General features: G+C 55.3%; 17 protein-coding genes and 1 tRNA gene. 10 read left to right on the forward strand and 8 right to left on the reverse strand.

What is annotated here, in order from left to right; genetic code table 11:
- The first annotated feature begins 68 nt into the window (after positions 1-68).
- Positions 69-1,433, forward strand: coding sequence for a sensor histidine kinase (locus GOB81_RS01915; protein ID WP_173568661.1), 1,365 nt, complete (start codon positions 69-71; stop codon positions 1,431-1,433).
- Between the two features lie 71 nt (positions 1,434-1,504).
- Positions 1,505-2,167: a protein-tyrosine phosphatase family protein gene (locus tag GOB81_RS01920; RefSeq protein WP_173568662.1), complete on the forward strand. Its 663-nt coding sequence runs from the start codon at positions 1,505-1,507 to the stop codon at positions 2,165-2,167.
- A 15-nt stretch (positions 2,168-2,182) separates the two neighbouring features.
- Here the strand turns inward: GOB81_RS01920 and GOB81_RS01925 are convergent, their stop codons facing one another.
- Positions 2,183-3,805 carry an ABC-F family ATP-binding cassette domain-containing protein gene (locus GOB81_RS01925; RefSeq protein WP_173568663.1) on the reverse strand — a complete coding sequence of 541 codons (1,623 nt, stop codon included), beginning with the start codon at positions 3,803-3,805 and terminating at the stop codon, positions 2,183-2,185.
- Positions 3,806-4,071: 266 nt separating this feature from the next.
- Between GOB81_RS01925 and GOB81_RS01930 the strand changes: the two genes are divergently transcribed.
- Both GOB81_RS01930 and GOB81_RS01935 read left to right on the forward strand, forming a co-directional pair.
- A complete protein-coding gene (locus tag GOB81_RS01930) occupies positions 4,072-5,454 on the forward strand; it encodes a TadE/TadG family type IV pilus assembly protein (RefSeq protein WP_173568664.1) in 1,383 nt (460 codons plus the stop codon).
- 185 nt (positions 5,455-5,639) lie between these two features.
- A complete protein-coding gene (locus GOB81_RS01935; RefSeq protein WP_173568665.1) occupies positions 5,640-5,828 on the forward strand; it encodes a hypothetical protein in 189 nt (62 codons plus the stop codon).
- Between the two features lie 93 nt (positions 5,829-5,921).
- Here GOB81_RS01935 and GOB81_RS01940 read toward each other — a convergent pair whose 3' ends face one another.
- The 3 genes from GOB81_RS01940 to GOB81_RS01950 form a co-directional block, all read right to left on the reverse strand.
- Positions 5,922-6,233 carry a hypothetical protein gene (locus GOB81_RS01940; protein WP_173568666.1) on the reverse strand — a complete coding sequence of 104 codons (312 nt, stop codon included), beginning with the start codon at positions 6,231-6,233 and terminating at the stop codon, positions 5,922-5,924.
- Between the two features lie 120 nt (positions 6,234-6,353).
- Positions 6,354-7,484 carry an AI-2E family transporter gene (locus GOB81_RS01945; RefSeq protein ID WP_242009994.1) on the reverse strand — a complete coding sequence of 377 codons (1,131 nt, stop codon included), beginning with the start codon at positions 7,482-7,484 and terminating at the stop codon, positions 6,354-6,356.
- 333 nt (positions 7,485-7,817) lie between these two features.
- A complete protein-coding gene (locus GOB81_RS01950) occupies positions 7,818-8,423 on the reverse strand; it encodes an NUDIX domain-containing protein (protein WP_173568667.1) in 606 nt (201 codons plus the stop codon).
- 121 nt (positions 8,424-8,544) lie between these two features.
- Between GOB81_RS01950 and GOB81_RS01955 the strand changes: the two genes are divergently transcribed.
- The 3 genes from GOB81_RS01955 (at position 8,545) to GOB81_RS01965 (ending at position 10,652) form a co-directional block, all read left to right on the forward strand.
- Positions 8,545-9,744 carry an MFS transporter gene (locus GOB81_RS01955; protein WP_173568668.1) on the forward strand — a complete coding sequence of 400 codons (1,200 nt, stop codon included), beginning with the start codon at positions 8,545-8,547 and terminating at the stop codon, positions 9,742-9,744.
- 133 nt (positions 9,745-9,877) lie between these two features.
- On the forward strand, positions 9,878-10,474 hold the full coding sequence (locus GOB81_RS01960; protein WP_173568669.1) for an LOG family protein: 597 nt from the start codon (positions 9,878-9,880) through the stop codon (positions 10,472-10,474).
- A gap of 101 nt (positions 10,475-10,575) precedes the next feature.
- A tRNA-Pro gene (locus GOB81_RS01965) sits at positions 10,576-10,652 on the forward strand.
- Positions 10,653-10,849: 197 nt separating this feature from the next.
- On the opposite strand, the gene GOB81_RS01970 is transcribed toward GOB81_RS01965, so the two are convergent.
- Positions 10,850-11,056, reverse strand: coding sequence for a hypothetical protein (locus GOB81_RS01970; RefSeq protein WP_173568670.1), 207 nt, complete (start codon positions 11,054-11,056; stop codon positions 10,850-10,852).
- A gap of 291 nt (positions 11,057-11,347) precedes the next feature.
- On the opposite strand from GOB81_RS01970, the gene GOB81_RS01975 reads away from it, so the two are divergent.
- From GOB81_RS01975 to GOB81_RS01985, 3 genes are all read left to right on the forward strand, one after another.
- Positions 11,348-11,509, forward strand: a complete 162-nt coding sequence (locus GOB81_RS01975) for a hypothetical protein (RefSeq protein ID WP_173568671.1) — start codon at positions 11,348-11,350, stop codon at positions 11,507-11,509.
- A gap of 292 nt (positions 11,510-11,801) precedes the next feature.
- Positions 11,802-12,032 (forward strand): hypothetical protein, encoded by a 231-nt coding sequence (locus GOB81_RS01980; protein WP_173568672.1) that lies wholly within the window; start codon positions 11,802-11,804, stop codon positions 12,030-12,032.
- A 220-nt stretch (positions 12,033-12,252) separates the two neighbouring features.
- Positions 12,253-13,065, forward strand: coding sequence for an FkbM family methyltransferase (locus GOB81_RS01985; RefSeq protein ID WP_173568673.1), 813 nt, complete (start codon positions 12,253-12,255; stop codon positions 13,063-13,065).
- A gap of 16 nt (positions 13,066-13,081) precedes the next feature.
- Here GOB81_RS01985 and GOB81_RS01990 read toward each other — a convergent pair whose 3' ends face one another.
- From GOB81_RS01990 to GOB81_RS02000, 3 genes are all read right to left on the reverse strand, one after another.
- Complete coding sequence (locus GOB81_RS01990; RefSeq protein WP_173568674.1) at positions 13,082-14,377, reverse strand: NAD(P)/FAD-dependent oxidoreductase; 1,296 nt, start codon at positions 14,375-14,377, stop codon at positions 13,082-13,084.
- 137 nt (positions 14,378-14,514) lie between these two features.
- Positions 14,515-15,930, reverse strand: a complete 1,416-nt coding sequence (locus tag GOB81_RS01995; protein ID WP_173568675.1) for a solute carrier family 23 protein — start codon at positions 15,928-15,930, stop codon at positions 14,515-14,517.
- Positions 15,931-16,077: 147 nt separating this feature from the next.
- On the reverse strand, positions 16,078-17,490 hold the full coding sequence (locus tag GOB81_RS02000; RefSeq protein WP_173568730.1) for an NAD(P)-binding domain-containing protein: 1,413 nt from the start codon (positions 17,488-17,490) through the stop codon (positions 16,078-16,080).
- Positions 17,491-17,599 lie beyond the last annotated feature (109 nt).

Here is a 17,599-nt window from a genome sequence, read left to right on the forward strand (position 1 = left end):
CCATCTATCTGAAAAAGTGTACATCAAACAGCGTGTACGGATCGGCATGTGTGCGCAAGGCTTCCTCAATGAATACAATTGACGCTGTCATTTCCGCAGCAAACTGCGAAGCCTTTGATTTTTTACCTGATCTGATCGGGATCGTTCGTCCCAACGGCTCATATATCTATTTCAACAAGGCATGGCGAAAGCATACCGCCAATACAGCGCAGGATTTCGCTTCTCCTGAGTGGATAAAATGCGTGCATCCGGCGGACCGCCGGGATGTCGAAACCGCTATCCAGCTCTCTTATGGAAACGGGCAACCACAGGAGACCGAGTTCCGCATCGAAGCGCAGTCTTCCAACCCACAATGGTTCCTCCTTCGCACCGCTCCTCATGCCGATGAGGATGGTCGGGTTCTTTTCTGGCTGCATATCCTCACCTGCCTGCACAAAGAGAAGGCAGACGACCTCGCGCTCCGGCACACTGCCAGAATGCGCATGGAAATGCTGAACGTCAGTACCGATTGCATCAAGCTCATCAACACAGACGGAACCCTCGCCCACATGAACGAGGCAGGGTGCACGGCACTCTGTGTGCCGCAGGATTCGGATTTCGGGATGGACTGGCTCGGGCTGCTGCCGCCGGAGATCGGCGAACCGGGGCGTGAGGCGCTGAAAAAAGCCAGGAACGGTATCTGCAACCGGTTTTTCGGCATCAGCCAGACCCCGGGTGAAAGTCCGCGTTACTGGGACAACATGCTGACACCTCTCCTGACCCCTGCGGGCGAAGTGGAGGCCATCCTGTGTGTGTCGCGAGACGTTACGGCGGCTCATCATGACGAACAGCGGATCGGGATGCTTCTGCGGGAAGTCAGCCACCGTGCACGAAACATGCTCACCGTCATCCGCGCCCTGATGCGTCGTACCGTTCCTGATCCGCACGAAGAATTCGTGTCGATTCTGGATAAGCGCATCACCTCCATCGCCCGCAGTCAGGACCTGCTTGTTCAGGATCACTGGACAGGCGCGACGGTCCAGCATGTGGTCGTCGCACAGACTGTCACGGTCGGGGACGAGCGGTCACAACGCCTGCACATCGACGGCGATCCGACCATCAAACTCCGCCCTGAAGCCGCCGAGAAAATCGGTCTGGCCATTCATGAACTCACTACAAATGCCGTCAGGCATGGCGCTTTTTCGAATCCCGTCGGCACGGTCTCCGTCGCGTGGAACATTGAAAAACAGGATGGCGAGCGCTTTTTCCGGATGCGGTGGAAAGAAGAGGGGGGGCCACCCATTTCTGAGCCACTGCGAAAAGGGTTCGGCACGGCGCTGATCGAGAGGAACCCACGCGGCGTGAACGGTGCCGTCGTCGTCTATCGCGCAGAACCGGATGGCATCCTGTGGGAGTTCACCGCCCCCACTTCAGGCGCCCTCACCTTCTCCTGAGGCCAACCCCCTCCCTTGGAGAGTCGGACGCCCCTCTCTATAGTCCCGCCCTTCACAAATGGAGCGACCTTGTGTTTGAAGGAAGTCTGGCCTCGGCAAGCGGCCGTCGCAAAGCCTGGATGGACAGCCTGTTCGTGGATCACGCGGTCTTCCGGCTGGTGTGGACCAATTTCCACACAGTTATTCCGGGCAAGGTCTATCGCTGCAACCATCCGACGCCTGCCCGGCTTGCCGCCGCAAAACGTCGGCTGCATCTGAAAACGCTGGTCAATCTGCGCGGACACCGGAAGTGCGGGTCCGACGCGCTCTCCCGCACGGCTGCAAACCGGTTGGGCCTTGAGCATGTCGACATGGCTTTCGAAAGCCGAGGAGCGCCCCATCGTGACCGTATCCTGCGGTTTGAGGCGCTCTACCGCTCGCTCGATTTTCCGATGCTGATGCACTGCAAATCCGGCGCGGACCGGGCCGGGCTGGCAGCCGGGCTGGTCGTCATGTTTGAAGGTGGCACAACCGACGATGCCCTGCGCCAGCTTTCATGGCGCTTCGGACATTTCAACAGCTCAAGAACCGGGATTCTTGATGCTTTCTTCTGGCTTTATCGCAATGAAGCCGAAGGCCGCATTCCGTTTCTGGAATGGGTTGAGCATCATTATGACGAAGCGGCTCTCAAAAGAGATTTCGTCGCGGGCAAACTCGCCTCATTCGTCACGGACAAGGTACTGCGGCGGGAGTAACTCCCGCCCCTCGTCTTATGCATGTAGTCCAGGCGCTTCGCGTCCGGTGCGGGTGACATATTCCGTGTAGCCACCATCATAACGATGGATGCCTTCAGCGGTCAGTTCCAGAACCCGGTTGGACAGGGCCGCAAGGAAGTGCCGGTCATGCGAGACGAACAGCATGGTGCCTTCATATTTTGACAGGGCATTAATCAGCATTTCCTTGGTGCCGATATCGAGATGGTTGGTCGGCTCATCAAGCACGAGGAAATTCGGCGGATCGAACAGCATCAGCGCCAGAACAAGACGCGCCTTTTCACCACCAGACAGAACACGACAGGGCTTTTCGATATCATCGCCGGAAAAACCGAACCCACCTGCCAGCGCCCGGAGTGAGCCCTGATTGGCGAGAGGAAAAGCGTCCTCAAGCGTTTCGAAAATCGTGCGGCCGCCGTCGAGAAGATCCATCGCGTGCTGGGCGAAATAGCCCATCTTCACGCTGCCGCCACGTGTCACTGTTCCAGCGTCCGGTTCTGTCGTACCGGTGACGAGCTTCAGCAACGTCGATTTACCAGCACCATTCACACCAAGAACGCAGCAGCGCTCCTGCCGACGGATCATGAGGTCCAGCCCCTCATAGATCACCTTGCTGCCATAGCTCTTGTCCACACCTTTCAATGTCACGACGACATCTCCTGAACGTGGCGCTGGGGGAAACTCGAATGACAGGGTCTGGCGACGACGCGGTGGCTCGACGCGGTCGATCTTTTCCAGCTTCTTCACACGGCTCTGCACCTGCGCAGCATGAGAGGCTCGGGCCTTGAAACGGTCGATAAAGGCAACTTCCTTGGCAAGCATGGCTTTCTGGCGCTCGAACTGCGCCTGCTGCTGCTTTTCATTCTGCGCACGCTGCTGTTCGTAAAACTCGTAGTCACCTGAAAAGCTTGTCAGATTGCCACCGTCGATCTCGATGACCTTATTGATCACGCGGTTCATGAAGGCGCGATCATGCGAGGTCATCAGCAGCGCGCCGTCGTAGCCCGCAAGGAACTGCTCAAGCCAGATCAGACTTTCGAGATCAAGATGGTTGCTTGGTTCATCAAGCAACATCGCATCCGGACGCATGAGCAGGATACGGGCGAGCGCAACGCGCATCTTCCAGCCGCCGGACAGTTTGCCGACATCGCTGTCCATCATCTCCTGACTGAAACCGAGGCCATCCAGAACCTCGCGCGCCTTCCCTTCGAGCGCGTAGCCGCCGAGTTCCTCGAACCGGGCCTGCACTTCCCCGAAGCGTTCCAGAATGGTCTCCATCTGGTCAGCCTGTTCAGGGTCGGCAAGGGCCATTTCCAGTGTGGCCAGCTCCGATGCCACGGTGGAAATCTCTCCCACGCCGGCCATGACTTCGGCCACAGCGCTCCGGCCAGCCATCTCGCCGACGTCCTGACTGAAAAAGCCTATGGAAAGGCCACGGTCGGTGACAATATTTCCCTCGTCAGGCTCTTCCTGCTTCGTAATCAGACGGAAGAGCGTTGTCTTACCGGCACCGTTGGGGCCGACAAGGCCGATCTTCTCCCCCTTCTGGAGCGAGGCAGACGCCTCGATGAAGATCACACGCTTGCCGTTGTGCTTGCTGATGTTGTCGAGACGGATCATGGGTCCTCGGGCGGCCTGACTGGAGCAGCCGGATTACTAGCATGTCGAGAACGGTGCAAATCGGGAGCGATTAGCCGCCCTCCAGTTCTGCGCGCAAAGCCCGTAGTTTCGGTCCTGCACCCTGAACACATGACGACAGCTCACGAATGTTACTTTATATATCTAAATGTAACTAAGTTATTCTTAATAATATATAAAATGCGTACTTCTACACCCAATCACAGAGCGACAGGACACGCACGAACCAAGGCGAAAAGGAATTAAGGTTGCTCAGACGATTTCTTTCATCACGGGAAGGCAGTGTCGCTCTCATCGTGCCTGCTGCGGTCGTCGCCATGACTATCGGCATTGCCACTGCCACCGATATCGCAACTCTGGTCAAAACACGCAACCAGCTTCAGAGCATTGCCGATGCCGCCTCCTTGCGTGGGGCTCAGGCGGCCAACAACGCGCTGGTTTCGGCCGGAACGAATGCCTCTGACGCCATCGCGCAGCAAACAGCCCAAACCACCTCCACGGCTGCCGTCACGGCAAACGCCGGTATCGCGGGCATTTCACCGATACCCACGACGACTGTTAATTATACAGCCGCGACCCAGTATTCAGGCAGCGTCACCGTTACCCTCACATCCACACCAAATCTTTTCCTGCTCAGCTTCGTCCCCTCTCTTGCGGCACCCCTCACAGTCACCTCCACCTCCAGCATGACTGCGTCAAACACTTATCTTCAGGTCATTTTTCTTGTCGATATTTCAAATTCCATGGCAGTAGGCGGCACGTCCAGCGCCATTACATATCTCGAAAACAGCAGTAATCAGTGTGCTTTCGCCTGTCACGATTCCAATGGATATTACGGAATCAGCCGGGCCTGTTCGATGACACCCGTCTTTTCCGGCTCAAAGCCACCATGCGATGTGCGGGCCGCAGCCAAAACGGCTGGCATCAACCTGAAGATCGATTACGTCACAGAAGCAATCGAAGCCTTCATGTCGCAGATCAAAGATTTTGCTGCTGACAATCCCGGATATATCTCCATTGGCATCAACACATTCGGAACCAATTTCAAGCAACTTCTGGCACCAACAACCGACATTGCAGCGGCCATCACGGCATCCTCATCTGTGGATGTCGAAGATGCCACGCAATACTTCAATGTCTACAACAATCCTAATCGCGGTTCGCTTGACTATGCTGATTACAATGGCGGCTACACCAAGATGACCAGCGCCCTGACTCAGCTTACCAGTCAGATAACCAATGTTGGAGATGGCTCAACTCCAACCACCATGAAGACATATGTAATTTTCATTTCTGACGGAGCTGAAGATGTCTACGACGCCACCTATTCTCCTTATTATCATAATGTAGATGTCAGTTATACGACGGCCTGTACAACACTTAAAAACAAAGGTGTTCAACTCTTCTCTATCTGGGTGCCTTACTATTCCGTACCTGGCAACGTGCTGTTCGACACATATATCAGCCCTTATACCGGGACAGGAAGCGGCACCATGCAGGGCTCCATGCAGGACTGCGCTTCCAGTTCGACGGACTATTTTCAGGCCGATGACGGGCTGGCCATCGTCTCGGCTTTCTCATCAGCCCTCAATGTCATCATAAATGACAGTTCGCTGCGGATATCGAAATAGAGACCATAAAGGTCGCTTTAATTGGGAAACACGATGACTCAGCATCGGACAGATCCCACCGCAAAAGGAAGGCGCTGCCTCCCTTGCGGCATCACACACGGAACAAAACTGGCAATATCATTCAGCGCCTCGCCATAGACCCTGTCCTTATGTCAGCACATCATCCTGTGATAGCGGCGTCTGCGGTGAACGGGATAACCACCCGCTCGACGGCCGTTAACAAGACCATTGTGAGCAGCATAGGCATTGATTTGCCCACGAAGATCAATCGCATTGTCAATATCGTCTTCGACACGGGCTGGCGTTTACGCAACACCCCTGCCTTTGGCAAGAAAGGCGCTTTCTGCGACTTCAACATTGTTGTCGGTCTGTAGCGCGCGCCACGAACTGGTGAGGGCCTGTGTTGCGGGATCTGCACCCACCAGCAACACAGGTCCTCACCAGTTCAAGCTGGAACAAGAAGCACCTTACCGCTCATTCTCGGTGGGCTGTTGTTTTTCCACAGACGTGGACGACTTCGGGGACGTGACCGTGCCCTGATTGGGGGGCGGAGTGGTACCAGGCTGCTCGGAAACGGTACGTGGATTGTTCCAGAGCTTTTGTGACGGTTCAACCCGCTTACCTGTTTTGGTCTTGGCCGATGCCGGACTTTTCCCGACCTGCGCGGCCGCTCCTTCAGCGGTCGGCGGCACACCGCTTTTACTTGTCGCCTGAGCAAAAGCAGCCTGAGAACCAACCGACAGGGCAAGGCCGAGAGAAAGAGCAAGAATACGTTTCATTTTCTGCTTCCAATGATACCAGAACAATCGAAAGCATAAACATTCGTTCAGAACATAAGTTCCTTTGGCTGTTTATTTATCCCGCGACAAAGACCATTGCGAGTTTTCTTCCTTCCCAATCTATGCAGCTTTATCCGAAACCTTTTCATGGACATTTTCATGCTCGGCATGCATCGCCCCCGGCCCTCCGATCATGTGCCCGATGGGTGTCAGGTAATCGACATGGTCGCAGATGATCTTGAACACGGCGAGCATCGGCACGGACAGGAACGCCCCTGTGATGCCCCACATCCAGTCCCAGAACAGCAGCGAGGCCATGACAAGAACAGGATTCAGGGTGAAACGGCGTGCCAGCAGCATGGGGGTGATGGTCTCACCTTCCAGCAGATGAATGCAGAGATAGATCGCGGGGGGTAACAGGGCGTGAAAGGCTGTCGGAAAGGTCAGGAGCGCCACGCAGAAATAGATCACCATTCCGCTAAACGGCCCGATGATGGGAATGTAGTTCAGAGCGAAGGCAACCACGCCCCACAGCAATGGGTTCGGCATCCCGACCGCCCAGCACTGGATGGTGTTCGCAATACCGACAAACATATTCATCATCGTGATGGTAGCGAGATAGATCGAGATGTTCCGCTCGATATGCGTCGCAATCTGCACGGCGCGACGCTTGTCGTTGAAGGTCGGCATGATCTCGACAAAGCGACGCAGGAGGCTGTCCCCCTGAGCGAGCAGGAAGAACAGCATGATGAAGAACGTGAAGAGCTGCCCCATGAAAGCCTGCGTGCCGAGCAGGAGGGAGGAGCCTAGCGGCATGAAGTCCGGAGCGACGGCGGAGGGCGCATGACTGCCGGGGGCCATGCCGAGCAGTTTCTGAACCCGCAGGCTGGTGTTCTGCAGGAAGTGGATCGGGTCATGCAGAAGAGCGAGATGTGACTGAACGAGCGTGATTTCTTCCGGCAACTGCGAGAGCCACCCGGCGGCTGGTACGGACACCGCCATGCCGATGGCGGTCAATCCGCCGAACATGCTGGCGATCAGCAGAAAAGCCACAATGGGTTTGGGAAGCCGCGTCCAGTGGGCGATGAGCCGCATGGGTGTGCCGAGCATCAGGTTCGTGACCACGGCCATGACCAGCGGCAACACGATCGAGGCGGCGAAGCGCAGAGTATAGAAGACGGCCAGAACTGTCAGGATGATGAGACAGACCTGATTGACCCCCAGACGGGCATGACGGACCGCCTCATGCATGCGGGCCTGCTGGGCACGCTCCGCAGCGGCGTCGTCTACGTCACCAGCGAACACGGAGGGAGGCAGGACGGAATGCTTCCCTGCGTCCCCCGAAGAAATACCATCGGGAGACGCGGCGCGCCTCGCACCCGTCACCATGCCACTGATATCGCCCTGCATCCCGCCCTCCACCATCCCCTGCCGTGCTTTCCCGGCGGGCAAGAGACCTTTTCCCGCAGAAAAAGAAGGGCGGAGAAACTGTTACGCTGTCAATTTCAGGGCAGCAGAGCGCCGCCTTTGCCGCAGCCCTGCCATTCGGACCACGTTACTCGACCGCTCGAAAGGGGTCGCTGTTCAGACAAGTCCCTGGGCACGGATCATGGTAAAGGTCGCCAGCGTCACCATGCAGGTGATTTCATTGTCGCGGACCATCCGTTCGAACTCGGCCAGCGGGAGAGTGTGGCAGGTAATGTCCTGTTCCGTCTCCTCAAGGGCGTTCGGCCCCTGCGTCAGGTCCGTTGCGAGGTAGACATGCCCGCGCTGGGTGGAATAGCCCGCTCCCTGATAGACGATGCCGACATGCTGCATATGACCGGCGATCAGTCCGGTCTCCTCGCGCAGTTCCCCGGCGGCGACCGCGTCGGGTTCCGCGTCTGGGCGGCTTTCCCACATCCCCATGGGAAACTCCCACATGCGGCGCCCCACGGGATAGCGGAATTGCTGAATCAGCGTAACGGTGCGGTTGTCACCCTCCCCGCCGACCGGCATGATAACAACGAAATCGCCACGCTCGACCACACCGTAAAGCCCGTCCTTGCCGTTAGGACGGCGAATGATGTCCTCACGTACTTTGGTCCAGGGATTTTCATAGGCGATGCGGCTCGACAGAGTGACGTATCCTCCGTCATCCGGCTGATCGGAAATGGACGGTGGGCGGCTGTGCTGCGGCTCGGTCGTCATGGCGGATTTCCTTGTTTGATAGTCATGCCGCCGAAACGGCAGCGGCTCCGGATCGTTAACAGGTTAGACCGCCTGCCCATTCTCTGGAACCGTCGCTTCCGCAACCCCGCCGGATACCTTAATGCCTCCCTCTGTCCACCCCGCATCTTCCGTCGTCGCCCGCATCCTTCCGATCCTGACGTTCATCGTTACCTGTTACACGGTGATCGGGCTCCAGATGGCGGTGGTACCGCTTTTCGTCCACAATACACTCGGCTACGGCACCGCCCTCGCCGGATTTGCAGTCTCGGCGCAATATCTGGCAACGCTCGCAACGCGCACATGGGCTGGCAACAAACTCGATTCGACCGGGGCGCGCGGGGTTGTCGTCACGGGACTGATCGTCGGCACATTGTCGGGCGTGATGCTGGTGGGTGCGGCGCTCTGCCCTTCCCTGCCGAAGCTTTCGCTTGGCCTCCTCCTGATGGGACGTGCGCTTCTGGGGTTCAGCGAAAGCTGGGTGGCGGTCGGGGTTATCGTCTGGAATCTGCAACGGGCCGGATCGACAAACGCGGCGACCGTTATTTCTTGGAATGGCGTCTGCTCTTACGGGGGCATTGCCGTCGGTGCACCGATCGCCTCACTGATCTTCTCCTCTCATGCGCCGCTCGGTGGCCTTATCGGTGTGGGGCTGCTTTCCGCAGTGCTGCTCGCCGTCGGCATTCCGTACGCAACCCGACAGGAAACGACTCAACCAACTCCTCCGTCGGGACCGAAACCGTCGTCTCTCAGTGTCTTCAGGGCCATCTTGCCCTACGGCAGCGCGCTGGGAGCAGCATCAGTCGGATTCGGCGCGATCGTCTCGTGCCTGGCACTCTATTACGATGCGCGTCACTGGTCGGGAGCGGCCATCGCACTGGCTATTTTCGGCAGCTTCTTCGTTGTCACGCGCTTTATCTTCTCTTCCTTCATCGACAGGATCGGGGGTCAGCGTGTGGCGATGATCTCCATGGCCGTCGAAACGATCGGCCTCCTCGCTCTGGCGGCTAGCCATTCGGTCTTTCTGGCCAATGTCGGTGCTGCCCTCACGGGGATCGGTTTTTCGCTGATTTTCCCGGCCCTTGGTGTTCTGGTGCTCAAACGCCTGGGTGAAGCCAACCGGGGCGTTGCGATCGGTGGGTTTTCCGTCTTTCTCGATCTTGCCATCGGCGTCTCCGGTCCGGGACTGGGGATGATCATTCCTCTGTGGGGTTTTCCGGCACTGTTCATGATCGCCGCCGCGTTCAGCGTCATCGGCTTTGTCGTGACCCTGACCTGTTCCAGAAAAAAACTCTCTATCTGAACGAGAAGTCTCTCTTTCCGCCCCACCGTGGCTTGGCGGAAAGACAGGGCTCTGTATCATGGCCGCACGAGTAATAAGGATCACGCCGGACTGCCAGTGCAGCGCTGACCACTTTCAGGGAGAATCCATCATCATGCCTGCCCGCATCGCTGCCGCCGCCGTGTTCTGCGGTTCCCGTTTCGGCAATCGTCCGGCCTACAAGAAAGCCGCTGAAGCCATGGGAGCGGGTCTCGCACAGGCCAACATCCATCTTGTCTATGGCGGCGGGGATGTCGGCCTGATGGGCACGGTCGCGGATGCTGCCATTCATGCGGGAGGGCGTGTAACAGGGATCATCCCCGAGTTCCTCAAGGCACGGGAAGTAATGCACCGCGGCGTCACTGAACTGGTCGTCACCGACTCCATGCATACCCGCAAACAGAAGATGTTCGCTCTGGCGGATGCGTTCCTTATTCTGCCGGGCGGGTTCGGGACCTTCGATGAACTGATGGAAATCCTGACATGGCGGCAACTGAAGCTACATGACAAGCCGATCATCGTCGTAAATGTCGAGAACTGGGCACGCTCGCTCATCGCCATGCTGAACGATGCGGTTGAGGAAGGGTTCGCCTCGCCTGAAGCCCGCTCGCTGGTGCAGATCGTACCGGACGTCGCCTCGGCTCTGGAATGTCTGGCGGCGTCCACCCGCACAGTCGTTGAACACGAAGAATGCGTCACCCGGAAGCTGTGAACGCGGCCTTATCAACCGAAAATAAATCCTATTGAAACGACGGTTCCGCGTTTTGCCTCTTGCCGCAAAGCGCGAGGGGCGCTATTAGGCGCCCACCCAATCGGAGTGTAGCTCAGCCTGGTAGAGCACTGTGTTCGGGACGCAGGGGCCGGAGGTTCGAATCCTCTCACTCCGACCAGGGTTTTCAAGACATAATAATAATGTGATCAAACCATTCCCCCACAGGGAATGGCCGCATTCTTATTGATTGAATGTCTGGAGCGCTATGCCGTTGCCAAGCAAAATTCCTGCTTCCTGTGACTTTCCCTTTCCATAAGACTGTCGCGGCCGCCTGCCATTCGTACTGCGACAGTCTTACGTGAACAGGTGAATCTGCTACCCCGCTTCTCCGTCGCTGGGCCCATCACCCTTCATCGCGGTTAGCACCGTCTCCGGCACATCCGCACTCGGCACCCCGAGATATCTGCACACTGCGAGCACCGTCGTCGCGGCGATCGTTTCCGGAGCGTCGGCCGGGCTGGTGATGGCACATCCCAATATGACGCTTTCTACCTTGCTGATGAGTTCGGGATCTTCAGACATGATGCATCCTCCCGTTGAGTATCCCTGCTTTCCAACGCATGACTCATCATCCGGATTTCTTAAAACATGCTCATATTCACGCAGGGTATCGACACATCGAAAGCTGTTCTGGAATCATCTGATAGCATCAGCCTTCTGCCGAATTGACTGCTTGGCCAAGAGTGAACATCCGGCTGTCACCATAGTCATAAGCCTCTTGCCAGTCACCCAGGACAGGTATTCACTCTCCTGATTGCGAGCATATGGAAAAACATGCTTCCATTCGAGAACAAGTCACCTCAGGAGGACATCATGAGCGAATACACCCTACAGGAAGTAAAGGATTCTGGCGGAACGATCGTGCGATGGGAAATCTACTTTCAGGATGAACTGATGCGTTCCTTTACCGATCAGGCCAAAGCCGAAGAAGTTCTCGCGGAATTACGCAGTAAAGAGAAATCTCCTTCGTTGTAATGGTGCGTCACCTCTTCGTGCAACCAGAACGCATCCAGTGAACACTGAATCATCGGAATGATGTTACTCATAGATTGCCCTTCACCATTTTCATTGATGAAGACGGTGAAGGGCGCGAGCTGTGGGTGAAGATCCTTCGCGCTCAGGATGTTCTGGACACTGGAGCCATGGGCACTTCAGCCCATTCAGTTGTGATGCAGGTTGGAGCCGAGACTTCGACAGCAACTCTGGTGACTGCATCAAGAGCACGAGAGGCCTCCGAACGGATCGCGCGCGGTCAGGACAGAGCCGTATGGCTCTCAACTGGAAGGGCATTGCAACCTTTCGGATCGGGCGTTCGAAACGCCAGCAGGTCGACTGGGGGAATGCGATGTTCCTGCCGCCCAGCCAGCTCGTTTTCAACCTAAGCGAAATAGGATTGCCCAAATTCGCTGCGCAGCCGCACGCGAACACCGAACACACCGTCACTACCTTGGCAATATTCACGGGTGCGGCACGCACTACCTGCACATCTGATGAATGATCCAAATTTTACTTCGGAATGTTATGAATCAAAAGAAAAAGAGAGAGGCTTCAGGAGCCTGAACTCCGAGGCATTGACCTTCAATAATGACTCGACAGAATCAAGGAGTAAACCAATTTAACTAAATATCACTTTTATATTACTTATGAAAATAAACTTTACATTTACATGGAGATACAAAGTAAGGTGGGACTGCAAGCAGGCTCAGGAGAGAAGCAACGTGGACGTTTCAAACCCTCACGCTCCATTGGCTTTAAGTTTCTGTGGTCGCAACTTTCTATTTGATCATCTGGACGGTAATGATCAGATAGGACACCAAATACAGTCAGGGGAATTTGAGTGTCCCCTTCCATTGTTTGTGATGGCATCGCTATGCAGGCTTGGAGGAGCATTTATCGATGTCGGAGCGAACAGCGGCCTTTATACTGTCCTCGCCTGCAAAGCGGCAGAAAATATTAATGTAATTGCTTTTGAACCATTTCCTGTTGCGATCAGATCTCTAAAAAGAAACATCGATATAAACGACATAGGAAACAGAGTTACTTTTTTCAATATGGGATTAAGTAACACCAATACGACATCCGTGCTTTATATTCCGGAAAATTCTACGGATATACTGGAAACAAGCTGCTCATTGGAAGCCGATTTTAAAGAAACACATAAAGGCACCCTTCAAATCGAAACAAGAACTCTCGACTCGCTCGCCATCAAGCAAAAAATATCTGTTATAAAAGTAGATATCGAAGGACATGAGCACGCCTTTCTGGAAGGCGCACAGGAAACAATTCTGCAAAACAGGCCCATAATTTTCATAGAAGTTTTAGATGGAGCCAAAAAAGAATTTCATCAGAAATTTCTTTCCACGGCTGGTTATAAAGACTTCAGGCTACGCCCTGAAATGGCGATCCTCGATTACGCTGTCCGTTTCGACGGGAAAGCCTGGAACCATGCTTTTGTTCCAAATGACAAGATCGATGTCTTTCTGGAATGCTGCCGAGCACACACTATCGAGGTGTGCACAAGAATGATGTGAAATAAAGCTCTGCGTTTCACATCTTCAGGCGATCCAGGAGCCCATACCAGCGCCCGTAAGCAGAAATGCCCAGACTGGAAAAACGATGGAAACGAATTGCTTTCAACGGTGTGGTCGGAAACCCGATTTCCAGAGATGATGCTCCCTGCACTCTCAGAGCCAGCAATCGCCCCATCACCGTCGCCATCGCTACACCACGCCCGTTATAACCGAGTGCCGCATGGGCACCTTCGGCCAGATGATGCAGGTGCGGGAGATGGTCCGCCGTCATCGCGACACGCCCGGACCACACATGATCCAGTTCCATCCCACGTAGTTGCGGGAATATATCTTTCATATCGCTGATCAGAGAATCGGCGTCCCTGTAAGTTGCTTCGTCGTGAGCGGGACCCCGCGTTCCCATGACCAGACGACCATGAGCATCGATCTGACAATAATGCAGAATACGCCGCGTCTCCGACAGGCTTTGTCCACCAGACAGAATGGTTGAACGTATCGCCGGTGAGAGCGGTAAGGTTGAGATCTGCAATGACCAAGCGGGTACTACACTTTCCCGCAGTTCTGGCCACAATCCATCCGTGTAGCCATTTGTGCACAGGATGATCTGTTTTGCCGCGACGCTTCCCCGGTCGGTCCTCAGATGCCACTTCCCCTGTGAACGCCCGATATGCTTCACAGGGCTTTTGGTGAAGATGTCCGTCCCCAGCCCTGTTGCAGCCCGCGCCAGTCCAAAGGCGTACATCAACGGCTGGATCTTGCCACCACGACGATCCAGCCATCCGCCTACATAACCTCTCGCACCCGTCATCCGGACGATTTTTTGTGCGTCCAGAATCTCCGTTTCGATACCCATAGCACGCCACTGCTCCGCCCGATTCCTCAGTCTTGACAGGGACTTTTCGCAATGAGCAGCATGAATCCATCCATTTCTAACAGCATCACATGCGATCCCGTGACGATCGATGAGGTCGAACACTGCATCAGCGGATCGCCCCACAAGGTCCGCCATCGCACTCCCCACACCCGGACCGAAATGCGCGATCAGATCTTCAGGATCATATTTCAACCCTGCGATAACCTGACCTCCGTTCCTCCCCGATGCGCCCCAGCCAATCTCCCTCCCCTCAAGCACCACGCAACGGAGACCGGCTTCAGAGAGATGCAGAGCAGCCGACAGGCCGGTATATCCTCCACCGACAATGGCGACATCATACGCCCGCTTTTCGTCACTCAACTGACTATAAGCAGGAGGATCGCCAGCTGTGTCACACCACAGGGAGGATGGATAATTACTGGCATCAACAGGGCTCATTCCGGCTCCGGCGCATGCATGAGAAAACAGGAACAGCAGATGCGTTCCTGTGTGCTTCACTCTACTCCTTCACGGAATCGAAATGAAACGCAACCGCCACAGAACAGGGATGTCGGAAACCAGCAGGCTTTTCGCCATCATTGCCTGATGCTTAGCATATCGGGCTCTCTGGAAACCTGAGTGACAACATTCCATACTTCACCTTCCGACGATATCGCAGGCGGCGTGCGAGAATTGAAGATGAAGTTCAGGACAATGGCGGCTGTTGCGCCAAGAGTGATGCCGCTACCGAAGATAATCTGTGCCCATCCGGGAAAATGATCGGTGATATGAGGCTGCGCAACCAGAAGCATTCCTAGTCCCACACTCGTGCCGACGACAATCGTATTGCCCTGATGCTCGAAATTGACCTGCCCCAGCGCCTGAATACCCACAACAGCGACAGCCGCAAACATGGCCAGAGCCGCACCTCCCAGCACAGGCAACGGAACACACGTCATAATGGCTGCCAGCTTCGGCACACATCCCAGCAGCATCATGATGATGGCCGCAGAGGCGACGACCCACCGGCTTCTGATTCCCGTCAGGCTCACCAGACCGACATTTTCCGCGAAACAGGTATAGGGAAAAGAATTGAACACCCCTCCCAGTGCCGTCGCCAACCCGTCTGCACGAATGGCACGTGTAATGTCATCGGGGGTCACGGATTTCTTTACAATTGTTCCCGTGGCGAAGACATCACCCACCGTCTCCAGCATGGCAATCATCATGACCACCATGAGAGAGATGATCGGTACAATATGAAAACTGGGCATCCCGAAATGGAACGGCTGCACAATGGATAATGCCGGGGCCGTATCAACACCGTCAAAATGAACATCGCCCATGAACCAGCCCACGAGAGTACCGAGCACCAGTCCGAAAAGGACAGAGACTGTTTGCAGAAAGCCTGTGAACATTCTCTGCATGAAAAGAATAGCGCCCAGAGTCCCCAGACCATAGGCGACATTTTTCATATCGACAGACGCTTCCATGCCCCTTGGGCCATGGCCGTTGACAATATCATTCGCTGCCACGGGCAAAAGCGCCAGACCAATCACCAGAATGATCGATCCCGTCACCACAGGCGGAAAGAATCTGACTAGTTTTGAAAAATAGGGAGCCACGAAGTAAGAAAACAGTCCGGCTACAATGACAGCACCAAATATCTGATGCAGCCCTTCGACCCCTCCGCCCGCAGCCACTCCAATGGCAATCATCGGTGACACCGCAACAAAGGTCACACCCTGCAAAAGGGGTAGACGCACACCAATTTTCCAGAAACCGACAGACTGGATCAAAGACGCGATCCCGCACGTAAACAGATCGGCTTCGATCAGGTGCTCCAGCATATTTCTCGGCAGTCCGAGGGCACCAGCAAGAAGAATGGGAACAATAACCGCAGCGGCGTAAAAAGTCAGAACATGCTGGAAGCCATAAACTCCAAGCTGCCATAAAGGCAGAACCTCATCCACAGGATGAACCTTATGGGGGATGCTGTTTTCGGCTTTCACAGCTTAGTTTCTCCTGCAGACAGGATCATTAACTGATCCCGCCAGAAAAGGATGTGCGAGAGTATTTTGAATTTCATCTTCATAATTCAGCAAAGAGTCAGGTGCCTGTCCGGTGGAAAGGAGACGCCCCACCATGACAGGATGACTTCATCCCGGTGGCTCAAGATCAACGAGCTCATCTTCATTGTAATCGAGCAGACTTTGCAGATGTTGCTCACCATCTGCGACAAACAGATCCCGCCCGATGCTGAAAGACAGTTTCTCGACACCAAACCGCATTGCACTCACAGATGACCCTGAAAGTCCCATGCTCGGGGTGGCCGAGAAGGTGAAATTGTGAACCGCGGAGAGCAGCGGTGTCATCGGATCACCGTCATCTTTCGGCAGGAACTGAAACTTCGAACCCAGATAAGGATAACTTCCCAGAAGATCGCTCCGTTCCTGATCTGGTGCCGCAAAGCGATCACGCCACAGGGCAATGTGAGGGGCCAGTTTCGCAAGTTCCGGCCGCAGACTCATGTCGATCTGGAAACCCGTTCCAATGATGAGGAAATCAAACCGCATGTCTCCCTGCGGTGTGGAAACGACCACATCGTTTCCTTCTTCCCGAACGTCATCCCAGGGAGTTCCGGTATGGAACGCGAAGTTTTCATGCGAACGACAACGCCAGAACGTGTCCTGTGGTGGAGGCTGGTTCAGATCGTAGATCCGACGCATGAAACGCCAACGAATCAAATCAGGCAGTTCGGAAAAATAGCTGAGGAAGCCAGAATTTTCCATCCAGCGATAAGGGTTTACCGATGGGATTTTCTTCCGACGCAGGCACAGATCGACACGTAGCGCCCCTGTTTCCAGCGCGGTTGCGGCGTTATCAAAAGCTGAAGCACCAGCTCCCAGAACACCGATGCGCTTCCCCCGCAACTGTTCGAAATCAATTGGTTCAGACGTGTGGGCGTAGCGTGTCTTTGGTAATTTTCCGGAGATGAAGGGCGGAATATACCACTCCCCTCCACCCTGAATGCCCGTAGCGAGCACCACTTTTCGCGACCACACCGACCGATGGACGCCCTTTTCACAGGTGAAAGTCAGTTTGACCAGCCCATCCTGCCAGTCCATGTCGACCAACTGATGTTCGTTACGAACAGGCAGTTCCAGAACATCCCGCAACCAGTCGAGATAGGCCTGCCAGTCCTGACGGGGGATCTTGTTGAGATCGCGCCATGCCTGCTCACCATATTTCGCTTCATACCATGATTGCGGCGTCAGGCTGGGAATCCCGAGATCCGGGCCTGTCACATATTTCGGCGTGCGAAGGGTGATCATCCGGGCGAAGGTGATCCACGGCCCCTCGCCGCCCTTTGGGGCCATATCGAACATACAGGTATTGGAGATACCTCTGCGCTTCAGGCCGAAGCAGGTCGCGATACCACCCTGCCCCGCACCGATGATGGCCACATCGAGCACATTTTCTCCGTCGTGCTGACGGGGGAAACTCCAGTCGCGTGTCGCATACTGAATTTTGGCGAGATCAGCCCGCACACGTCTGTTGAGTTCTTCCATCACGTGCCTACCCGTTCCCCAACCCATGCGCCGACAGGAAACCGTACATGTTGCACCGTGGCAGCGCCGCCCAAACCTGAATTAAAGTTTCACATCCGGACCGTTCTTG

The organism is Acetobacter conturbans (assembly GCF_011516755.1).
Classification (GTDB): domain Bacteria; phylum Pseudomonadota; class Alphaproteobacteria; order Acetobacterales; family Acetobacteraceae; genus Acetobacter; species Acetobacter conturbans.

What these genes read in the sequence shown, in the direction of transcription:
- GOB81_RS01915 (WP_173568661.1), top strand. Translation starts at nt 69, where the DNA reads ATGAATACAATTGACGCTGTCATTTCCGCAGCAAACTGCGAAGCCTTT.
- GOB81_RS01925 (WP_173568663.1), bottom strand. Translation starts at nt 3,805, where the DNA reads ATGATCCGTCTCGACAACATCAGCAAGCACAACGGCAAGCGTGTGATC.
- GOB81_RS01940 (WP_173568666.1), bottom strand. Translation starts at nt 6,233, where the DNA reads ATGAAACGTATTCTTGCTCTTTCTCTCGGCCTTGCCCTGTCGGTTGGT.
- GOB81_RS01945 (WP_242009994.1), bottom strand. Translation starts at nt 7,484, where the DNA reads ATGCATGAGGCGGTCCGTCATGCCCGTCTGGGGGTCAATCAGGTCTGT.
- GOB81_RS01950 (WP_173568667.1), bottom strand. Translation starts at nt 8,423, where the DNA reads ATGACGACCGAGCCGCAGCACAGCCGCCCACCGTCCATTTCCGATCAG.
- GOB81_RS01955 (WP_173568668.1), top strand. Translation starts at nt 8,545, where the DNA reads ATGCCTCCCTCTGTCCACCCCGCATCTTCCGTCGTCGCCCGCATCCTT.
- GOB81_RS01960 (WP_173568669.1), top strand. Translation starts at nt 9,878, where the DNA reads ATGCCTGCCCGCATCGCTGCCGCCGCCGTGTTCTGCGGTTCCCGTTTC.
- GOB81_RS01970 (WP_173568670.1), bottom strand. Translation starts at nt 11,056, where the DNA reads ATGTCTGAAGATCCCGAACTCATCAGCAAGGTAGAAAGCGTCATATTG.
- GOB81_RS01975 (WP_173568671.1), top strand. Translation starts at nt 11,348, where the DNA reads ATGAGCGAATACACCCTACAGGAAGTAAAGGATTCTGGCGGAACGATC.
- GOB81_RS01980 (WP_173568672.1), top strand. Translation starts at nt 11,802, where the DNA reads ATGGCTCTCAACTGGAAGGGCATTGCAACCTTTCGGATCGGGCGTTCG.
- GOB81_RS01990 (WP_173568674.1), bottom strand. Translation starts at nt 14,377, where the DNA reads ATGAGCCCTGTTGATGCCAGTAATTATCCATCCTCCCTGTGGTGTGAC.
- GOB81_RS02000 (WP_173568730.1), bottom strand. Translation starts at nt 17,490, where the DNA reads ATGGAAGAACTCAACAGACGTGTGCGGGCTGATCTCGCCAAAATTCAG.